This window comes from Acidovorax sp. SUPP950 (assembly GCF_030158935.1).
GTDB lineage: Bacteria > Pseudomonadota > Gammaproteobacteria > Burkholderiales > Burkholderiaceae_C > Paracidovorax.
On record NZ_BQXE01000001.1, the window covers coordinates 37,350 to 56,807 of the forward strand.

Sequence of the window (19,458 nt, forward strand, 5' to 3'; positions counted from 1 at the left end):
TCAGCGCTTTGGTGACCCAGCACGCGTCGTACTCCCAGAGGTGTTCCGGGACTCGGACAAGCGCCCATCTGCCAACAACATCGCCCGCGCGTGTTACTACGCCCTGAATACACCTGCCGCTACTAAAGGGGCGTCGACGGACGAGGTGCGTCGGTCGAGCGTCACATCCGGCGCTCTTCATTAATGTGGTTGCGCTCGATCTCGCTTGAAATGGTCGCAACATACTTCCGTATCCACTTGCGAACTGCTTCCGAGTCCGTCTTCGACGCTGCTGCGAGAGCTTCCTCGCGCTGCGCCGAAAGCCACTCGGTAGCCCTCCCTGATCGCGCCCCCATGAAGAAGCGAGAGGTCAACCTGTCTGCCACCTCGTCCTTGGCGGTGTAGCGGCTGGCGAAGCCGAAAGTTAGCTCGCCCGCTCGGCCATCAAAGGTTCGCGGCAAGCAGTCGGCGATGATGGGCGCGCGCTTCTTAACATCCATGTCAATCCAGGCAAATACGTCCGCGGGATTGAATGTTGCGATGGGCGGCGAGACGCCGTCAATATTGTTCGCCCACGTGCCAAGCTCGCCGTCGCCACCTAGCCAGTAGCTGACGCCGTCCAAGCTACGCTCGTCGTCAAGGGCCTCGCTCACGATCGGCCAAGCCTGCTTAGGGTGCGCCGCGCACACTTCGCCCACCAGCTTGAAAAGGCTCGTCCGAGTGTCTACACGGCCGATAGATCTCCTAAAGCCCATTGCCTCACGAACGACTTCCAAATCTCTCGCAGGGTAGTTGCGACGGAACGACTTGGCGAGTTTGCCCCAGTGGTGAGACTCCATGGTGTCCCAGTCCTTCGTGCGCAGCATCCGCTTGTTGAAGAGCAGCTTGAAATGCAACCGCTCGGGCAGAACGTGCTTGTTCTCGCCGCCGAACCAATACGACGCGATCTCCATTGCGACGACCGCCGCCGCCTTCGAAGGATTGCGCATCAACGCGTAAAGAATGCGCTCGATCTCGCCCGCCGAAAGCTGCTGTTGAGCGAAGCCGTAGCCGAGCTGCTTGAAGACGTGAAGGTCTTCGTCGAACTCGCTTGCGAAGCGCTCGAGTACGTCGACCACAGGCGCGGAGAAGCCAGAAGACATAACGGCGTCGACGCGCCATGCAGCAGGCCTTGCACCCGCAAGCAAACGCGTGGCGAACGACTCCCACTCGGCCGTGTCGATGGTTTTTGTCGCCAGAAGAAAGCTCGACAGGAAGCAAGGGCCGGCCTTTTTGCCGAGTTCGACGCATCGATCGAAAAATTCCCGGCGCTGATCGGGCGTTGCCTTCGAGGCGAGAAGCCTGGCGAAGATAGAGATTCGGCGGCCGTTGGATGCAAAGACTTCTTCGAGATGAGCGTCGCGCAGCTTCTCGTCGACTAGAAACTCGTCCACCAAGTCCGAGACGCGCCTTTCTGGCAGAGTGACATCGACGATTTCCTCGCCGATCGACTCCCAGTCCTCGTCGCTAGTCTCGAACTCGACGTACCGTGCGAACCGCTTTGCGAACGGGCCCTGGCCTAAGGATTCGAGAACTGCGTGGAGCCTTGTGACCGTGGAAACAGGCCCCTTCTTCAACCGATACTTCAAATGCGAGACGAGTTTCGAAGCTAGCTTCCCGGCGTTGTGATGGGGCATAGAGGGAATCGCTTCCAAAATCTCCAAACAGTCGTCAACCAGCGCCTCCATGTGAATCCACCCGAGAGCGAGATCGATGAGCAAGCCGGAGATCCGAGATTGCCAAGCCGCGTCATTGGGGCGCTCACTACCACGCAGCAGCACCATGCCCGCGCGCCACGCGGCGAACAGCTCTCCGTCGGACTTGGCGCGCCAGTTTGAGACGCTTGGAAGCATGCCCCGAGTCAATCGATCGCCGTTCCATGCTCCAACGCTTTTCAGCGTCGCGGCGAGAAGGTCGAGGCCGAGGTCATGCTTCCACGAAGACTTGCTGCCCAGCAGTTGCGCTATGAACGCCAGTCGTTCCTCAGGAGGCGCTTGGGTCCGGCCGCCGCCAAGGTGGAACATCTCCTCGAGGCACCGCCGAGCGTCGTTGGTCGTACCCTTTTGGGCATGCTTCGCCAGTCTCGTCAGCAGCGTGGCGGCCGAATCGAAGTGGTCATGCCAGAACCCCAGCGTGGAAAGGGCCCTGCATACGTCACCTCGGCCTTCGATCCACTCTTTCAACTCCTCGGGCCGCCACAGCCCGACCGTGCGCTCCAACAGCGCGAGTGTGGAGGCAGGAGACGAGGCTGCAAGGGTCGCCAAGAAGCGCCCGCCCGTTTCAGACCGGATGAAACTCTTTTTGGAGAAGGGGCCGTCGGGTTTAACCAGCGCGGCTTCGATCGCCTCACGCGCGTCCGGCGATCCATTGGCGTAGTCGAGCATGTCGACGAACCACCGGTGAAGGGTAGGCGGCAGCGATTCGAGCATCCTGGCCAAGTCGGCGTCGACGCCGTGGATCTGCCACCATTCGCGCCAAAGGTGCACATGCAGCGCCTTGGGGACGAAGCGCAAGGTGTGCCCGCCTTGCAGGACGCGGCGGGCTCGGAACTTGGACACGTCTTGATTAAATCGCGACGACGTGATCTTCGGATCTGCCTTCGCCGCCAGCGCCGCGATGAATTTTCCTTCTGCGTCGACGGGCTTGCGAAACCCGAAGCGCCTGAACAGTGCGATGTGCGTGGCGACCGCGAGCAGGCGATCCGACGAAGCCGTCCCCGATTCCTTGTAGCCTAGAATGAAGCGCTCCCAGATGGGAACGGACGCGGGCGGCGCCAAGATGTCACCGGGATTGCGCTTCAAATTGTCGCCGACGGCGTGCGCCACGCGCGCGGAGCCTTCACACCACTCGACCCAGCGCCCGACCTCAGCCTTGCCGATGTATCCCGCGAGGATTGTTCCGATCGCGGCGTCGTCCAATGGTGGATAGGCCAGCGTCTTCATGGCGTCGTCGTCGCTCTGCTCCTCGCCATGATCGATGGTCAAAAGTTTGACGCGAGGCCGAGACTTGAGAAGTCTGAAGATTTGAGAGCGGTCTAATTGGTCACACTCGTCGATCACTAGGACGGCCCAGTATTCGCGATCGTGTTTTAGTAGCTCGAACAAGAGGCGACTATTTAAGAACCCCCTGGACTGAGGCACGTAGATCGTCTGCGGTGAAAGCGAGCGGTCCGAGCGCAGGGCCTCCAAGACCATGCGCGTCTTGCCGACGCCTGGCTCGCCCACGACCCGGACGTGACGTATCTCCTCATTACGCAGCAGCCCTGCTAGATCGGACATGAAAGTCTTCTGCGCCGCTCCGACGACCAACTCTGGCGCCATGTCGCTGTTGGTCGCCCACGAATCGACGGTTTGCAAACGTACGTCGGCGAGCCCATTGAAGTCCAGGCATAGCGACGGATGCGGTTGCATCATCTGGGCGAGCTGGCTCACTCCCCAGACTTCGACGTTCGGCGCGCGATAGCCGCACGCTTTGAACGCGTCGGTAAAAAGCTTGATCGCCTCGGTGTGCTGCATCGGCAAGAGGTCGTGGCCTGGAACGACTACCACGTAGACGCCTCCGGTGTCCATGCAGTGCCGCACTGCCCCGCCCAGCGACGCCTTTTTCGGCTTGGCGGTCAATGCACCGAAGAGTTCGTTGGCGACGGCCCTCGGCTGCCAAGGCCTAAATGTCTTGCCGGATTTGATTTGGAAGTGAAAAGAGCTTTTGACCCCGTTCATCGCGTCGATGGGCAACTCCGCCTTAGCGTCGATGCCACCGTCCGAGGTAGATGTCTCCTCGGACACGAAGATGGTTCTAAGGCCGAGCCTGGCGGATTCGCACCAAAGCAAGTCCCTGAAAAGCCTTGTGGCGTCAAGCGTTCCAAGCTTAGCGAGTTTGCCCAGGTCGGGCGTGAAAATGCTGGATCTCATAGCCTAAGTCTCGTTCGGGCAACAGGCGTAGAGCATGAGCGATCTTTGCCTACGTTGACCGGCAGCGTAGGTACGGCACTGTGCCAGAAAGCTGCATCCAATCAAACAGACCGCCTCGGCGACGCACAGCCTCTGTGCTGGCGGCAGGATCCTACTCACAGGGGCCAGATCACCATACGCCGGATACCACGCTGTTCTGCAGGCGGATCCGGGTGATTTCTCCCAAGTCGTTCTGCATATTCAACTCAGGAAGAATTGATTTCGGTGGCTTGCTGAACCAGTGCAGGCAGACGTTGACGAGATCCCCACTGGCGGGCTTCTTGAAGAATGACTGCAGCAGGTCAGCGGTCAACTCAGGATTGGGGACGAAGTGGAAGTCACCTGCGCGGTCCAAGTGCTCATGACTCGGAGCCATATCGGCCCATCGTTTCTGGAACATACGCCGCTGCGCAATGAACGGGTGCCCGGCGGCTTTACAGGTTTCCGGGAAGAGCGGTGCCATGAAGTCAATGGCATAGCCATCGCAAAGCACCAGCGCGTGGAATGATGTGTCCGTGCTCTGAACCTGTCCATGTGCCAGGGTCGCGAACGACATGGCATTGCGCTGTTGTTCGTCGAGAAGCAGGAACGCAGCTCCGGCGACTGGCCTGGCATCCTTCTTGTAGAACTCCTGAAGGATGGCGGCACCGGCGACGCTGAAGAAAATGCACGCATGGGGTGTATGTGCATCGACACTGTCGAGCACAGACCTGATGACGCTGTGGATGCGCAGGTAGTCCAGCAGGGGGATGAGTGGTTTTGATTTCATAGGATCCATTTCAGGTTGCGTGTGCCGATGTGTTAACTAAGGTTGAGATTGGAGCCCGCTTGAGCTCATGCCAATTTATGCAAAAGAGCTGCCACTGTGGGCTGCCTAACAATTCGGCCAGATCTCGATCTCTGGGAGCGTCCGCATGAACTGGCGCCCACTCAAGGGCGTCGCGCTGGTTCTCATCGCCACCTCGACGCCCGCTTACAGGAAACGGCTGGCCACCAGTTTTTTCAGTTGCGCGAACTCTTCCTGCGTGGGCTGCGAGACGGCACCCAAGCCCGCTCCACTGCAGGTCGATTTCGCTACAAGGTGGGCGAGAAATAGCTCCGCTCGCTCGTCTGGCAGGCCGCACTCCGCAGCGAACTGGCCGCGTCGTCCGGACAAAACCTGCAGCGCCGTCGTGAGAGACCAATTTGAGCCATGCGTCGCCTTCATCTCGGCCAATGCCGAGGCGAGGCTGCCGTCATCTGCAACCCACGCCTGCACGACCCGGGCAGCACTGCGGATGAGCGGTAAATCCGAACTTGCGCCAGCTCGGGTCTTGGCAATCTTGGCGCGCAGCGCAGGGCTTTGGTGGACCATATTCACGAATGGGAATGTGCAGTGGTTGCTACAGATCTTGATAACGGATCGTCGTGGCAGCAGTGGAGCGCTGCCACTCAAGCATTGCCCGCGGAGGCGGCATCAAAAGGTCTTGGCAGACTCCGCTGCAATGTCTCTCCAGACGCCTGTGATCAGCGTGACGTCGGCGCGCTCCCGAAGGTACTCGATTGCGCGCTTGATGTCCGGCACCACATAGGCAGAGTGCGCCAGGTCCGCGGGCCCGAACAACGCCGGCAGTGCCTCATCCCACCCTTCAAACGCCGGGAGCGGTGCCAGCATCTGCTGTCCATCGTGGCGTTCGACGCGCACCCATGCTGAGCCATCCTTGAGCTTGAAATAGGCCATCGACGTCCTGGGTTTCATCCATGGCCAGGGCCCTGATCTGGCGGGTGCCATGGCCGGCTCCGGTAACGGCTTCTGGCGCGTCAGCGGGTGAGGCCAGGAGGCAAAGTTGGCGTAGGCCGGCGATGGCCTGGAGCGCATCGATTGCAGCTTGGCCTGCGCAGCCGCCTTCTGCTCCAGGTATTCCCGCTCGAAGCGCTCGATGAACGAGCGAGTGCTGTCTTGCAGCATCTGTCGCTCTTCGCTCGTAAGCACCCGCCCCCCGCCAGTTCCATACGCTGGATCGCCAAGTTTCGTGGGAGACCCATACCGCTTCGCAAAGCAGGTGGAGCCTAGCACCAGCAAAGCGCCCTGCTCGTCCACTACGTGGATTGCTTTGTACACCGTGTGGTTGCAACCAGGCTGCAGGCAGCGGACCCGCTGCTCCTTCTCGACCTCCACGACGGCCAGCAATTTTGCAAAGCCTCCGTCGGTAATCGATGCCCCGTGGGTGTTCGTCTGCCCGCCCATGCTCTCCCTCCTGCCGTTTCTTCTGATGGTAGCTGCACGAATACCGACTCTGAGTGACATCCCACCGCCAGACCTTATGTTGTTTGTTGTTGTATGTTGTAGTAATTAATATGAATACGCAACTCTTCCGTATGGGCTGATGTCGGAGGATTCCACATTTCAGAGGCACGAGATCCGGTAAATCTGGTCTACTGTATAAATTATCAGTATTCAGCGCATGCAGAGGCACACCTTGACACTCGACTTTCTCCCACGCGGCGTATGGCGAGCCACGGAACTGCCGGATGCTCAAGGTGCAACCCTTCCCACAGGACACACGGTGTTGGACGCGGCCCTGCCGGGTGGTGGATGGCCTCTTCGAGAGGTCATCGAAGTGCTGCAACCACAGCCTGGGGTGGCAGAGCTCCGCCTTCTCAGTCCTGCCTTGGCTGCGGTCGCCGCGACGGGCGAGGACCTGGTGTTGGTAGGGCCTCCGATGCCACCCCACCCTGCGGGCATTCAGCAGTTGGGCATCGACGCATGCCGGCTCACCTGGATCGCAGCGGACACACCGCTCGACAGGCTGTGGACCGTGGAGCAGTTGGTCCGGGCCGGCAGCGCCGGTGCGATCGTGGCTTGGTTGCCCCGAGCCCGGGCGGATCAGATTCGTCGCCTCCAAGTGTGTGCTCAGGGCTGCGACGGGCCCGTGTTCCTGGTGAGGCCTGCCGAGGTGGCTCGCGAGCCCTCGGCGGCTCCGCTACGGGTATTGCTGGAGCCTGCGCTCGACTGGGAGATCCAGCTGCAGCTGATCAAGTGCCGCGGTAGCGTCGGTGGTCGCCTCACCATACCTACGGTGCCTCCTGCCATCGAGCCGATCTTGACTGCGCGCAGTCGCCGGCCGGCCGCTCTCATCGCCTCGCGCAGAACCGCGCAGCTGCCGGCCAACGGTCGGACACCCTCCCATGCTGTGGATCGCACTGCTCCCCTCCGCGCCGGCGTCTAGCACTCTCGCTGGCCTCGGGCTGTGGTGCCTGCAGTTCACGCCAAGGGTCGCCATAGCGGAACCGGCTTCAGCCAGGCCGGCAGTGGTCTTCGAAATCGAAAGCAGCGCGCGCCTCTTCGGTGGCAAGCGCCAGCTGGTGCGGCGCCTTCGTGATGAAGCGCGTGCGCTCGGCGTGGAGAATGCGGCCTGGGCGCCGACCAGCCTTGGCGCCCTCGCGCTCGCTCGGGCGGGCCTGCGCAACGGGTTCGGTCGTCCGTTGGGAGCGATCCTCGACCCGCTGCAGCTGAACACGCTGGGTGCCACGCTGCCGCACGCCCAAACCCTCGAAAGCCTGGGCTGTCGCTCCCTCGGAGCGCTGCGGGCCCTGCCCCGCGGCGGCGTGGCGCGGCGGTTCGGTGCGCCGCTTCTGGATGCTCTGGACATTGCCTACGGACTGCGCCCGGCATCACACACCTGGTTGACGATTCCGGAGCGGTTCGACGCACGGCTGGAGCTTCCGCAGCGGGTCGAGCAGGCTCCCGCCATGCTCTTCGGCGCCCGACGGTTGCTCATCCAACTCTCGGCCTGGCTTTCTGCGCGGCAATGCGGGGCCACGGCCATCACATTGGGCTGGGCCCACGACGCCATGCGCAGCAAAGATGCCGGCGCCGGCGGCGCCCTCACGGTCAGCACCGCGCTGCCCACACGCTCGGTCGAGCATTTGTTGCGACTGCTCGGCGAGCATCTGGCCCGCGTGACGCTGGCCGCCCCCGTGGGCGACCTGCAGCTTGCCGTCGGCGAGGCCGACATCGTGTCGCTGCCGATCGAGAGCCTCGCCTTGTTGCCCGATACCAGAGTCTCTGCGAAGAGCCTCGGCCTGGCGCTGGAGCGCATTGCCGCGCGCCTGGGGCCGACCAGCGTTTTGCGGGCTCGAATCGTGGAAGACCATCGGCCTGAGCGAATGTCGCGGTGGGCCCCGGCCAGCGAACTGGGCCCGCGGGCCCGGCCGAGATGCACGTCCCTGCCCCAACCCACTTTCCTGTTGCCTGAGCCGCTTCGGCTGGCCCTGCGCACTGGCCAGCCGCTCTACCAGGGGCCGCTGCTCCTCTTGGCCGGTCCCCACCGGATCGAGGGTGGCTGGTGGACTGGCGGCTTGCCCGGCGATTCCCCGGGCGGAGGCCAGCCTGGGGTAACGACGCGGGACTACTGGATCGCGCTCACGGAGCGCGGTGCAGCGCTCTGGGTGTTTCAGACACGGCTCGCCGGTGAGGCAGGCCACTGGTTTTTGCACGGTCATTTCGCATGAGCGACGACGAGACCCCGACCAGATCGGCCGGCGTGCCCGCCTATGCGGAACTGCGTTGCGCGAGCAGCTTTTCCTTCCTGGTGGGCGCGAGCCACCCGCACGAGCTCGTCGAGCGCGCCGCCCAGCTGGGCTACACCGCCCTCGCGCTTACCGACGAATGCAGCCTGGCTGGTATCGTCCGCGCGCACGTGGCCGCGAAGCAATGCGGCCTGCAGCTGCTGATGGGAGCCCAGTTCAAGGTCGAGCCGGATCACAGCATGCCGGCCTGCACGCTGACCGTGCTCGCATGCGACCTGGAGGGCTACGGCAATCTGTGCGCCTTCATCACTCGTTTGCGCCGTGCCGCACCGAAGGGCACCTACCAACTCGCGGCACGGGATCTCGCCGGCGAGGACCTCGCGCGCTGCGTCGTCATCTGCTCTCCGGAGCGCATGAGCGAGGAGCGCCAGCTGCAGGCGCTCGCGCAATGGCTGCTCAGGCACTTCATGGGGCGATGCTGGATCGGCGTGGAAATGCTGCGCCAGATCGATGACGAAGCATGGCTGGCACGGCTACGCGCCACAGGCGAGGCCTCGGCGTTGCCGCTGGTGGCCACCGGCGACGTGCACTTCCACGTGCGTTCCCGCAAGCCGCTCCAGGACACCATGACCGCCGTACGGCTGGGACGCCCTCTGGCCGACTGCGGCCTGGATCTGCAGCCGAATGCGGAGCGACATTTGCGGACCCGGTTGCGGCTGGCACAAACCTATCCAGCTGCGCTGCTCGAAGAGACGTTGCGGGTCGCCGCGCGCTGCGAGTTCAGCTTGGACGAGCTCCGGTACAACTACCCCGCCGAGGTCGTGCCGCCGGGTGAGACGCCGGCATCGCACCTGCGCTGCCTGACCTACGAAGGCGCTGCCCGGCGCTGGCCGGCCGGCATTCCACCCAAGGTGCAGGAGATCATTGAGCACGAACTCGCTCTCATCGAGGACCTCCGCTACGAGCACTACTTCCTGACCGTTGCCGACATCGTCGATTTCGCCCGCAGCCGCGGCATCCTGTGCCAGGGGCGCGGGTCGGCCGCGAACTCCGCGGTGTGCTACTGCCTGCATGTCACGGAGGTGGATCCCGCGCGCATGAGCGTGCTCTTCGAGCGGTTTCTCTCGCGCGAACGGAACGAGCCGCCCGACATCGACATCGACTTCGAGAACGCCCGGCGCGAGGAAGTGATCCAGTACCTTTATGGCAGGTACGGTCGCGAGCGCGCGGCCCTGACCGCTGTGGTCACGAGCTACCGCCCGCGGTCGGCGCTGCGCGACGTCGGCAAGGCCTTGGGCTTCGATGAAGCCACTGTCTCAGCCTTGGCGAAGGATCATCAGTGGTGGGAGGACGAGTCGGTGCGCGACGAGCAGCTGCAGGCGCTAGAGCTGGATGCCCAAGATCTGCGCGTGAGGCAGTTGCTGGAGCTCACCGAGCAGCTGCTCGGCTTCCCTCGACACCTGAGCCAGCACCCGGGTGGCTTCGTACTTACGCAGGGGCCGCTGTGCCGCATGGTGCCGATCGAAAATGCGGCGATGGAGGACCGCACGGTCATCCAGTGGGACAAGGACGACCTCGACGCCGCCGGCCTGCTCAAGGTCGACGTGCTCGCGCTCGGCATGCTGACCGCGATCCGGAAGGCATTGGCGATGATCGGCCAGATCCGAGGCCTGGACGATGCGCTGGACCTGCAGGACATCCCGGCAGAGGATCCCGCGACCTACGAGATGCTATGTCGCGCCGACAGCATCGGCGTGTTCCAGGTCGAGAGCCGAGCGCAGATGAGCATGCTGCCGCGACTGCGGCCCAAGTGCTTCTACGACCTGGTCGTGCAGGTCGCGATCGTCCGCCCGGGCCCGATCCAGGGCGGCATGGTGCACCCGTACCTGGACCGGCGGCAAGGCCTGGTGCCGGTGACATATCCGAGCGACGCGCTGCGCGAGGTGCTGGGACGCACGCTCGGCGTGCCAGTGTTTCAGGAGCAGGTAATGCAGTTGGCGATCGTCGCCGCGGGCTTTTCTGCGGGCGAGGCGGATGGCCTGCGGCGCGCCATGGCAGCTTGGAAAAAGAAAGGCGGCCTGCAGAAGTACCACGCGAAGCTCGTGGACGGCATGTTGGCGCGAGGGTATGAACGTGAGTACGCCGAGAGGGTGTTTCTGCAAGTCCATGGGTTCAGCGAATACGGCTTCCCCGAGAGCCACGCCGCCAGCTTCGCGCTGCTGGTCTATGCGAGCAGCTGGATCAAGCGGCACCACCCGGCCGCATTCCTCGCCGCGCTCCTCAACTCGCAACCCATGGGGTTCTATTCGCCCTCTCAGCTGGTGCAGGATGCGCGCCGGCACGGCGTCACCGTGAGGGCCCCGGATGTGCTGCACAGCGGATGGGACTGCACCCTGGAGGATCTACCGCACGCGCCGGCCGTACGCCTCGGGCTCCGCCTGGTTAAAGGACTTGGCCAAGCTGCAGCGGAGCGCATCGAGGTGGCACGGGCGGAGCGGCCGTTTCACGATGTCGAAGATCTCGCGCTGCGCGCGGACCTGGACCAGCCCAACCTGCGCATCCTCGCGGGCGGCGACGCCCTGGCCAGCCTGGCCGGGCATCGGCGCCAGCAAGTCTGGGACGCGGCCGCTCAGCACGCCGCGCCGGCGCTGCTGCGCGAGGCACCTATCGGCGAGGCCGTCCTGGAGTTGCCTGAAGCGCCGGAAGGCGAGGCGGTGGTGCATGACTACTCGGCCCTGGGCCTCACCCTTAGAAGCCATCCTGTGGCACTGCTGCGGCCGCAGCTGGGGCGCTACCACACGGCTGCGCAGCTGGCGAACGTGCGCGATGGGTTTCGCCTTGCAGCCTGTGGCCTGGTTACGCTTCGACAGCAGCCTGGTACGGCGAAAGGCACGATCTTCGTGTCGATCGAGGACGAGACAGGTACTGTCCAAGTCATTGTGTGGCCGCACATACGCGACACGCAGCGTGAAGTGCTGATGAACGCGAAGCTGCTGGGTGTTTATGGCATCTGGCAACGCCAAGGCGATGTGTGCAACCTGATCGCTCGTCGTCTGGTGGATCACAGTTCTTTGCTGAGCACACTAAACATCAGGAGCAGGGATTTCAAATGACTAAATAAAATTTTGGAGATTATCCCCAAGTTGCGAAATTTTGATGGAAGTGTTATTTTACAGCTTCTTTGACTTCTTTTCGTTCGCCTATATTAATCAAGGGAGACAGTTGTGAATTCGACTAATTTCACCTATGCGCCTGGAGAAACGCAAGCGTTTACTTTTGAGACCGAGCTCGGAGAATTTATCCAAGGTGGCGTGCAATTCAATGGGGATTTTTTTTACTCCCCCCTATTGATGAGGGATCTGAAGAAATCAAAAGATTACATTGGTGGATTTGTCGTAACGCTGGCAGCAAATGGTGCAGGCGGAGCAAATCTTCAGTTTGTAGAGATAATTAAAAAAGCCAAGGGCAAGCTCAATTTATCAGCTGAGAATAAAATAAAGGCGGTTTATATCCACGAGGGGCCAACAATACTAGATGCTCAAAACATCCTGCAGACCTCAAAGATGGAGGATATTTCCGATTTGGTAGTCAGCGACTTAAAAATAGTGCTTCTCCAGGATGAAGTCGCCTCCAAGGAACGGATCACGGGTCCGGTGGAAGGACGCTACATCGCGGCAAGAGCGCGACAGCACCAATTCGGCTGGTTCGGTGAAGCTCGCGTTTTTTCGTCAAAGCCCAGCGGTTTTATGGATGATTCTTCGATATGCAAGCTAGGCGGTGATTTAGGCAATGCGGCAACTGAGCTTGACGCGATCGAAAATGCAGAAAGAGTTGCGCGGGATTGGATACACAAGAATAAGCCGCCTGCTCGCTAGAAACCTGGAGTCGACCTATAAATCATCTTTTTTTATCGCCTTGCGAACTTTTGATGATTCTTGCTGCGCGGATGATGGAGATCGAGCAAAAGATGATCATCCTCAAATTTCCGGGATACATACACCGTAGTGGTAGATAAGTGTTCGTGGCCTAGCAGCAACTGAATGGTTTTTAAAGGAGCCTTGTGCTGATATAAATGCGTTGCGAATGCGTGTCGCAGTGAATGCGGGGTGAGATGCAGTCCAATCTTGGCGGCATAACACCCTACCATTCTGCGCAATTGGGAGTATTGATAGGCCGGGTAAATTCCGGTGCTGACAAAAAGCCGATCGGTAGACGTCGAACGATGGCCCCCTGCACTCAGGAGAGTTCGACGTACACCTTTGTATTGCGCAATCCAATGTCGAGCATGTTCCCCAAGGACCACCAGCCGTTCCTTGGCGCCTTTTCCCATCAGGCGCATACCCGGCGCATCGGGCACCTGTCCCACGTGAAGATCAAGGAGCTCGGCGGAGCGAAGCCCAGCGCCGTATAACAACTCCAACGCCGCGCGATCACGCACCCCGTCTGGCGTGTCCGTATCCGGCAATGCCAAGATGCGGCGCATTTGATCTACAGAAGGCACGGTGGTCAGGCGCATCGGCGGGGTAGAGCGCGCTGCTACCAATGCCGCCTCGAAAGACACGTCCGCGACCCCCTCGTTCCGAGCCCAACAATAGAGCCTCTGGACGACCCAACGCTTTACCCGCACCGTGGCCGCGGATCGAAGCTCGCGAGCCTCTTGGAAATACGCCTTCAGGTCATCTACCGACGCGCGATCCCACGAACGCCCTTCTCTGGCCAACATCCATGCATTGAAGCAGCGCAACTGGGTCTGCAGGGAGCGCAGCGAGTCGTCCGCCAGACCCTCCTCGGCTGCGGCCTGCATGATCAGGTCATCGAATCGAGGGTCCCACCCTTCACCGCGGCCTTGGGTCTCGACGCCCGGCTCGCGCATTCCACCATTCATAAATACCTCTGCGGCAGGCCCGCGCCGCAGCATGGCCACGGCGCCGGCGAGACGCACCCCTCGACCCTCTAAATGTAGATCAAACAAAAAAACCGCCGTCAAGCGGAAACCGTGTTCTCTGCAACCGACGTTTTCCGGTAGCGACAGAAGCGACGAATTTCTACAGTCCGGCGCATGCCCATGCCCATGCCCAAGTCACTCCTCCGCGCTGCGGTCGCCGCGATCGTGGTACTGGCCGCGCAAAACGCTGCTGCAGAGGTCTCTGAAAAGATCGCCGCCCGACTCAGGGCAGCCATCTCCGCCAATACCGGCGGCACAGTGCGGGTGGATCAAATCAACTCCACGCCGATCAAGGGCGTCTACGAGGTGATCTCGGACAACGAGCTCTTCTACACCGATGAGACTGGTCGCTACAGTTTCGTGGGAAGTTCGCTCATCGACACCGTCGAGCGGCGGGACCTCACTGCGGAAAAGCTCGATCGCCGCATGACCATCCCCTTCGAGCAACTGCCACTGAAGCACGCCATCAAAGAGGTGCGCGGAGATGGAAGCCAGGTGTTCGCGGTGTTCGAGGATCCGAACTGCCCCATCTGCCGCGTATTCACGAAGTTCATCGACCAGATCGACAACGTGACGGTCTACCGCTTCATTTTCCCGGTCATCAGCCCGCAAAGCCAGAGCCTGGCGCGCATGGCTTGGTGCTCGGGCGATCGCCCCCGAACCTGGAAGTCAATGATGGAAGGCGCCCGACCGCGCCTTCCCGAAGCGTGCGACACCGCCGGCCTGGTGGACATCCTCCGGACCGGAGAGCGCTTCCAGATCAACAACACGCCGACCGTCGTGCTTGCCAACGGCAAGCGCCTGGTCGGGGCCACTCCGCCAGAGCAATTCCTCGCCGAGCTCGACAAAGGCGGTCGGGCCACGACCAGCGGAGCCCAGCGATGACGCCCTGGACAGCCCTTTCCGCCAGTTGCATCGCGGCCATGGCCGCGGTGCTCGCTGCAGGCCAAGCTCGTGCACAGGAGATCACCGAGGTGAACTGGTCGCCGATGCGCGAAGTGGTGTTCCACAGCAGCAACTTCCCATCCTCGGGCACGGAAGCGGACCGGCAGATGCTCCAGAGCATCTGGGGCAGGGAATTGACCTCGACGCGCAAGTCCGCCTCCGGGCAGGCTCTTCCCGCTTTCGCCCTCGTGGGCGACGTGCAGCGCGGGGGGCGCCGGGTCGTGTTCTCGATGTTCAGCAAGGCGGGAACCGATCGCTGCGAGGATCCGGAGAACGGCGCACAGGTAACGGACATCTACTCGGTGTGCAGTCTGCGTGTGACGCCCTGGCCGATGCAAGGACGCCAAGTCGCCGACCTCCCTGGCTACTGCATGATTTTCGGCACCCAGCGGGACAAGAGCCGCATCGAATACGCTTTCGATGCGACCGACAGTCTCTTGCGCCTGCGTGCGATCCAGTTCGGCAAGGTCGTGCCGGCCTGCAGCCGCTCTCTGCGCCTCGGCTGACTGGGTGACCATGCCACGCATCTCCCGGGCCATGGCCCTCACCTTGGCGTTAGCGCCGATCGTCGCGCTGGCCGTCATCGCCACCGCGGCAGAGATCATCGCCTCGATCGAGCGCTCGCCGAACGCCAGTCCGTGGCTGCGGCAGAACGCCACTGCCGTGGCGAACCTTGCGATCAACGTGGAGAGCAACGGCGAGACGACCGCCTTCAACGGCTCGTGCTGCTACGGCGTCCTGCAGATGAACCAGGGCAACATCGCCCGCTACGCCGGCGTGACGCCCGAGGAGTACCGCCGCCAGACGCTGCAGCAGCAGGTCGACGCGTGGTCGGCCCTGACGACGGACGCGCTGCAAGCGCGCGTGGTGCAGGACCTCCTGGCCCAGGGCGCCTTCGATGGCCGCCCGGTCGACGGCAACCTGGTGCTCGCCTGCGTGCAACTGGGTATCGGGAACTGCCGCACGATGCTCCGCTCGGGCCGCTGCTCCGGCTTCGCTGACAGCAACGGCACCACCATCTGCGGTATGGCCGACCGCATCGCAAACGGCCGCAATGGCAGCACGCCGACCGCACCTGGTGGCGGGACCGGCAGCGGAAACGGTTCGGGCAGCGGATCGGGCTGGCAACCGGCCTTCGGTTCGTGCGTACGGGATGCGGGCGGCGTGTGCGTGCCGGTGGCTGAATCCATCCAGCGCGGATTCGAGCGCGGCTCCGGACAGCAGATGGCGAACGTCAGAGGCATCTTCCTCTCCCTGGGCGTGGTTGCATCCGTGCTGGTGGAGGCCTACGTCGTGATGGGCTTGCTCCAGCGCTTCAGCGCCGGCCAGATTTCCGTGGTGGACCTCAAGCGCCACACCGTGGTCGCGGGCCTCACGCTGACGCTCGTACTCGTGGCGCTCACCATCCTATGACCGCCACATTCCTTCTGCGCGCCGCGGTGGCGCTCCTGCTCGGCGCCTGCGCCTCTGCCGCCAGCGCCGGCCCGGAAATCTGTCTGCGCGGCCACAGCCGCTCCGCGGCGTGCCAGCGGATGCTGCAGGACTACTGGCGCCACGAGCCCGCCATCACCGCGATCGCCCGGCACTACGGCCTGGAGCCCGCGCTCCTCAAGGCGTTGGTCGCGGTCGAGAGCGGCTACAACGCCGCGGCGCGGTCGCCTGCGGACGCACGCGGCCTCACCCAAGTACTGCCCTCCACCGCCGCCGGCGTGGGCCTGCAACAGCCCGAACAGAACCTGTACCGCCCGGAGCTCGCTCTCGCGGCCGGCGCCGCCTACCTGCGTCAGATGTGGTTCGAGTTCCGCGCGTGGGATCTCGCCCTCGCGGCCTACAACGCCGGGCCGGGCGCGGTGCGCAAACACGGCGGCATCCCCCCGTACCGCGAAACGCAGGACTACGTGCCGAAGGTGCTGGCGCTGTACCGCGAGTTCGCCCTCGCTGAAGCACTGTCCGCGTCCCGATGAATGCCTCAAGGAAAGTCCTCCCTATGAATCTGCGTGCCAGCGCCTTGGCGGCCGCATCGATCGCGCTCTCGTGCGCCGCGACGGCCGCCGAACCCACAGAGACCTCGCAGACCCGCAGCGCGTTGCTCGCATCGACCATCGCGATCACCTGGAACGCGCCCGTCGACGAGCTCGGCCAGCTGCTCGCCGCCCGTCTGGGCGTGCCCTACCAGCGGCTTTGCCCGCCGGAGCCCGGCAAGGTCGTGATGCTGGAGCAGTCCGGCGCAGCCACCGTTTCCGACGCGCTGCGCACGGTCAACACGCAACTGCAGCCGGCGCAGTCGCTCACGATCACGCCGACCGCCCAAGGTCCCCGCGTGGAACTCGCGCGCGCCACACCGCAGGCACTGCAGCCCGTGCGCAGCGAAGAGGCTGGATGCGACCCGGCAGCGCTCCAGGCGCTGGATGCGCGCAGCAGGACAGTGGTGTCGGTCCTGCTTCCGAGTCCAGGCCCGGGAGCGGGTACGCCAGCCACCGCGCCGGCGCCGAAGTACGTGCTCCGCGCCGGCGAGCCGGTGCATGCCGAACTCCAGCGGTGGGCCGAGGCCGCAGGCTGGAAGTTGATCTGGTACCCCCAGGTCTCGTGGGAAGTGATTTCGGCTTCCGCATACAGCAACGACCTCGACGTGTCCGAGGCCGTCGAGGCGGTCGTGAAGGTCCTGCGCAGCGAGGGCAAGCAGATCGCCCTGTCGGTGGCATCCGCGAACCGGCTGATGGAGGTCACGTCCATGGACATCACCGATCGGAGCGACAGCGATGAAGAATGATCGACGCCTACGGCGCATCGCCTGCGGGCTCCTGGCCTCCACCCTGGCCCTGCAAGGCTGCTCGACGATCCAGGAGACGGAGTCGAACGCCAAAAAGGCGCGGGAGCAGACGCGCCGCATCCTGGACGAGCGCACGGCTCAGGGCGCTCCCGCTGGCGTGACCCGGCTGGCGGGCCCCCGCATCGCTGGCCGGGAGATCAAGCTCGTCAAGAAGGAGGCGCTGCCCGACATCTTCGACGCCGAGATCGGCTATGCGAGCCATGGGACACAGCGCTTGGCCGAAGTGCTCGAAGAGCTCGGATCGCGCTCCGGGCTGGCGATCTCGGCCACGGAAATCGCATCCCCGTCGCGCAGCGGGCAAGCCCAGCAGGCGATCCAGGCCTCCGAGCAGCCCATCACCGGGTACGTCCAGGTCGAGTTCAGCGGCAAGGTCCGCAGCCTCTTCGATGACCTGGCGCAGCGCGCCGGCGCCAGCTGGAGGTACGTCAAGTCGTCGAACTCGGTGCAGTTCTACCGCTTCGAGACGCGCACCTACCCGATGCATTTACCATCCGGCGCCAAATCGCTGCAGGCCGCGATCAGCCTGTCGTCCACGAGCTTGAGCAGCGGCGGCGGCTCGGCCGGGAGCACGAGCGGAACGGGTGGCTCATCCGGGGGCGCCGGTGGCGGCGGCAACGTCTCGGTGACGCAATCCCAGGTCATCGACCCCTGGACGTCAATCATGGCGTCGGTGCAAGCCATCCTCGGAGTCAGCCAGGACACAACGGCCACAAGCCGGGCCATGCCCGCAATGACGGCGGCCGCAGGCGGCGCAGCGCCGACTTCGGCGAACAAGCTCTCCGCAACCGGCTCGGACGGCTTCGCGACCGCTGCGCCCGAGCTCGGGATCGTCACGGTCACGGCCAGGCCGCACAGCCAGGCGCGCATCGCCGCCCTGCTGCACTCGATCAACCAGCGCTTCGCGCGCAACCTCTTGATCGACGTGACGATCTACAACGTCTCGATGACTAAAGAGGAGACTGCCGGCGTCTCAATGGACCTGGTCTACCGGCGCCTCAACGGAAACGGCGTCGGTGTGGCCGGCGCCGCGCCGCTCCAGCCGGCCAACGGACAGCCCGGGCGCATCACCCTGAGCTTCTCCGATCCCGCCTCCCGCCTGGCGGGCTCCAGCATGGTCGCGGAAGCCCTGCAGTCCGTAGGCAACGTGGCTCTCTACAAAAAGGGGCAGTTCATGGCCGTGAACGGCCAGCCCAGTCCGTTCCAGGTCGTGGACGACGAGGAATACAACACCTCGGTGTCCGCCACGCAGACCGCCAACGTGGGCACGCAGTTGGCCACCCAGAAGGCCGTGCTCACCACAGGCCTGACGGGCAACGTGCTCCCGCTGATTCTGGGCGACAACCGGATCCTGCTGCAGTACCAGATGGAGATCAGCGCGGTCAGCAACATGAACCCTGCCGTCGTCAACGGCATCCTGACGTACTCGCCCAAGCGCTCCCGCCAGAGCTTCCAGCAGCAGGCGTTCCTGAAGGACGGAGACGCGATCGTGCTCTTCGGGTACGACAGCGGCGGCGACGAGGCCGCCGGCCAGGTATCGCTCTCGGGCGGAAGCAAGCGCGGCCGCGGCGACCGAACCATGTCGGTGATCGTGATGCAGGTGTTCGGAGGACAGAAGAATGGCTGACCGACGACTCGCCGCCTGGGCCATGCTGGCGGTCGTGGCCGCGGCGGCCGCCGGTTCGGCGCACGCCCAGCCCAAGACCCTCGCCGACCGCTCTGCCGAGGCCGACGTCACCCTGGAGCTGATGCAGAAGGACCGGCAAATCCAGGACATGCTGGCGACCGATCCGATTCTCCGGCAGCTGCCCACCGTGGTTTCGGTCGTCGTGCTGCAGGGCAAGCGTACCGCCCGGCTGGCGATGCCCAACGGCGTGGTCCAGACTTTCGAGGAAGGTGACGAGATCGCCGACCGCATGCACCTGCGCAGCGTGGCGTTGCGCATGGTGCGGGTCATGATCCAGCCGCTGCCGAACGCCAAGAGCCGGGCGCCGGTGTCCCTGCCCCTCCAGTTTCACGCCACGCGCAGCCCGGGCGTGGCTGGTGTGCCGGGTGGTCTGCCTGGTATGCCGGGCATGACTGGCGCGATGGGGGCGATGCAGGTTCCAGGCATGCCCGCAGCGCCTCTCGCGATTCCGCCGGGACTGATCCAGGCTCCGCCCGCGCTGCCCATCTCACGACCGACCGCCGAGCAGCCGATGACCGCGCCGCGCGCGGAGTCCGCTCAGCCGGCGCCGGGCGCGCCCGCCACATCGCCCTGA

At 63.6% G+C, this 19,458-nt stretch carries 16 protein-coding genes; 11 read left to right on the top strand and 5 right to left on the bottom strand.

Annotation, left to right across the window (positions count from 1 at the left end):
- Positions 1 to 161 precede the first annotated feature (161 nt).
- The 4 genes from AVME950_RS00185 to AVME950_RS00200 form a co-directional block, all read right to left on the bottom strand.
- Entirely contained in the window at positions 162 to 3,929 is a 3,768-nt protein-coding gene (locus AVME950_RS00185) for a Cdc6/Cdc18 family protein (protein WP_284428274.1), read from the bottom strand.
- A gap of 169 nt (positions 3,930 to 4,098) precedes the next feature.
- Positions 4,099 to 4,737 (bottom strand): DUF2026 family protein, encoded by a 639-nt coding sequence (locus tag AVME950_RS00190; protein WP_284428275.1) that lies wholly within the window; start codon positions 4,735 to 4,737, stop codon positions 4,099 to 4,101.
- Positions 4,738 to 4,941: 204 nt separating this feature from the next.
- Complete coding sequence (locus AVME950_RS00195) at positions 4,942 to 5,328, bottom strand: hypothetical protein (RefSeq protein ID WP_284428276.1); 387 nt, start codon at positions 5,326 to 5,328, stop codon at positions 4,942 to 4,944.
- 96 nt (positions 5,329 to 5,424) lie between these two features.
- Positions 5,425 to 6,195, bottom strand: a complete 771-nt coding sequence (locus tag AVME950_RS00200; protein ID WP_284428277.1) for a hypothetical protein — start codon at positions 6,193 to 6,195, stop codon at positions 5,425 to 5,427.
- A gap of 217 nt (positions 6,196 to 6,412) precedes the next feature.
- Here AVME950_RS00200 and imuA point away from each other — a divergent pair, with 217 nt between their 5' ends.
- From imuA to AVME950_RS00220, 4 genes are all read left to right on the top strand, one after another.
- Complete coding sequence (imuA, locus tag AVME950_RS00205; RefSeq protein WP_284428278.1) at positions 6,413 to 7,177, top strand: translesion DNA synthesis-associated protein ImuA; 765 nt, start codon at positions 6,413 to 6,415, stop codon at positions 7,175 to 7,177.
- Complete coding sequence (locus AVME950_RS00210; RefSeq protein ID WP_284428279.1) at positions 7,137 to 8,462, top strand: Y-family DNA polymerase; 1,326 nt, start codon at positions 7,137 to 7,139, stop codon at positions 8,460 to 8,462. The genes imuA and AVME950_RS00210 overlap by 41 nt, the downstream gene beginning before the upstream one ends.
- Positions 8,459 to 11,593, top strand: a complete 3,135-nt coding sequence (locus tag AVME950_RS00215; RefSeq protein ID WP_284428280.1) for an error-prone DNA polymerase — start codon at positions 8,459 to 8,461, stop codon at positions 11,591 to 11,593. The genes AVME950_RS00210 and AVME950_RS00215 overlap by 4 nt, the downstream gene beginning before the upstream one ends.
- A 111-nt stretch (positions 11,594 to 11,704) precedes the next feature.
- Positions 11,705 to 12,355: a hypothetical protein gene (locus tag AVME950_RS00220; protein WP_284428281.1), complete on the top strand. Its 651-nt coding sequence runs from the start codon at positions 11,705 to 11,707 to the stop codon at positions 12,353 to 12,355.
- Positions 12,356 to 12,387: 32 nt separating this feature from the next.
- On the opposite strand, the gene AVME950_RS00225 is transcribed toward AVME950_RS00220, so the two are convergent.
- On the bottom strand, positions 12,388 to 13,467 hold the full coding sequence (locus AVME950_RS00225; protein ID WP_284428282.1) for a tyrosine-type recombinase/integrase: 1,080 nt from the start codon (positions 13,465 to 13,467) through the stop codon (positions 12,388 to 12,390).
- 78 nt (positions 13,468 to 13,545) lie between these two features.
- On the opposite strand from AVME950_RS00225, the gene AVME950_RS00230 reads away from it, so the two are divergent.
- From AVME950_RS00230 to AVME950_RS00260, 7 genes are read left to right on the top strand one after another with little or no spacing between them, the layout of a single operon-like run.
- Positions 13,546 to 14,310, top strand: coding sequence for a DsbC family protein (locus AVME950_RS00230; protein WP_502869340.1), 765 nt, complete (start codon positions 13,546 to 13,548; stop codon positions 14,308 to 14,310).
- Positions 14,307 to 14,876 (top strand): hypothetical protein, encoded by a 570-nt coding sequence (locus AVME950_RS00235; RefSeq protein ID WP_284428284.1) that lies wholly within the window; start codon positions 14,307 to 14,309, stop codon positions 14,874 to 14,876. Before AVME950_RS00230 ends, AVME950_RS00235 begins: the two co-directional genes overlap by 4 nt.
- A gap of 10 nt (positions 14,877 to 14,886) precedes the next feature.
- A complete protein-coding gene (locus AVME950_RS00240; RefSeq protein WP_284428285.1) occupies positions 14,887 to 15,783 on the top strand; it encodes a hypothetical protein in 897 nt (298 codons plus the stop codon).
- A complete protein-coding gene (locus AVME950_RS00245; protein ID WP_284428286.1) occupies positions 15,780 to 16,334 on the top strand; it encodes a lytic transglycosylase domain-containing protein in 555 nt (184 codons plus the stop codon). The genes AVME950_RS00240 and AVME950_RS00245 overlap by 4 nt, the downstream gene beginning before the upstream one ends.
- Before the next feature lie 23 nt (positions 16,335 to 16,357).
- Complete coding sequence (locus AVME950_RS00250) at positions 16,358 to 17,140, top strand: toxin co-regulated pilus biosynthesis Q family protein (protein WP_284428287.1); 783 nt, start codon at positions 16,358 to 16,360, stop codon at positions 17,138 to 17,140.
- Positions 17,130 to 18,824, top strand: a complete 1,695-nt coding sequence (locus tag AVME950_RS00255) for a secretin GspD/PilQ domain-containing protein (protein WP_284428288.1) — start codon at positions 17,130 to 17,132, stop codon at positions 18,822 to 18,824. Before AVME950_RS00250 ends, AVME950_RS00255 begins: the two co-directional genes overlap by 11 nt.
- Positions 18,817 to 19,458, top strand: a complete 642-nt coding sequence (locus AVME950_RS00260) for a hypothetical protein (protein ID WP_284428289.1) — start codon at positions 18,817 to 18,819, stop codon at positions 19,456 to 19,458. The genes AVME950_RS00255 and AVME950_RS00260 overlap by 8 nt, the downstream gene beginning before the upstream one ends.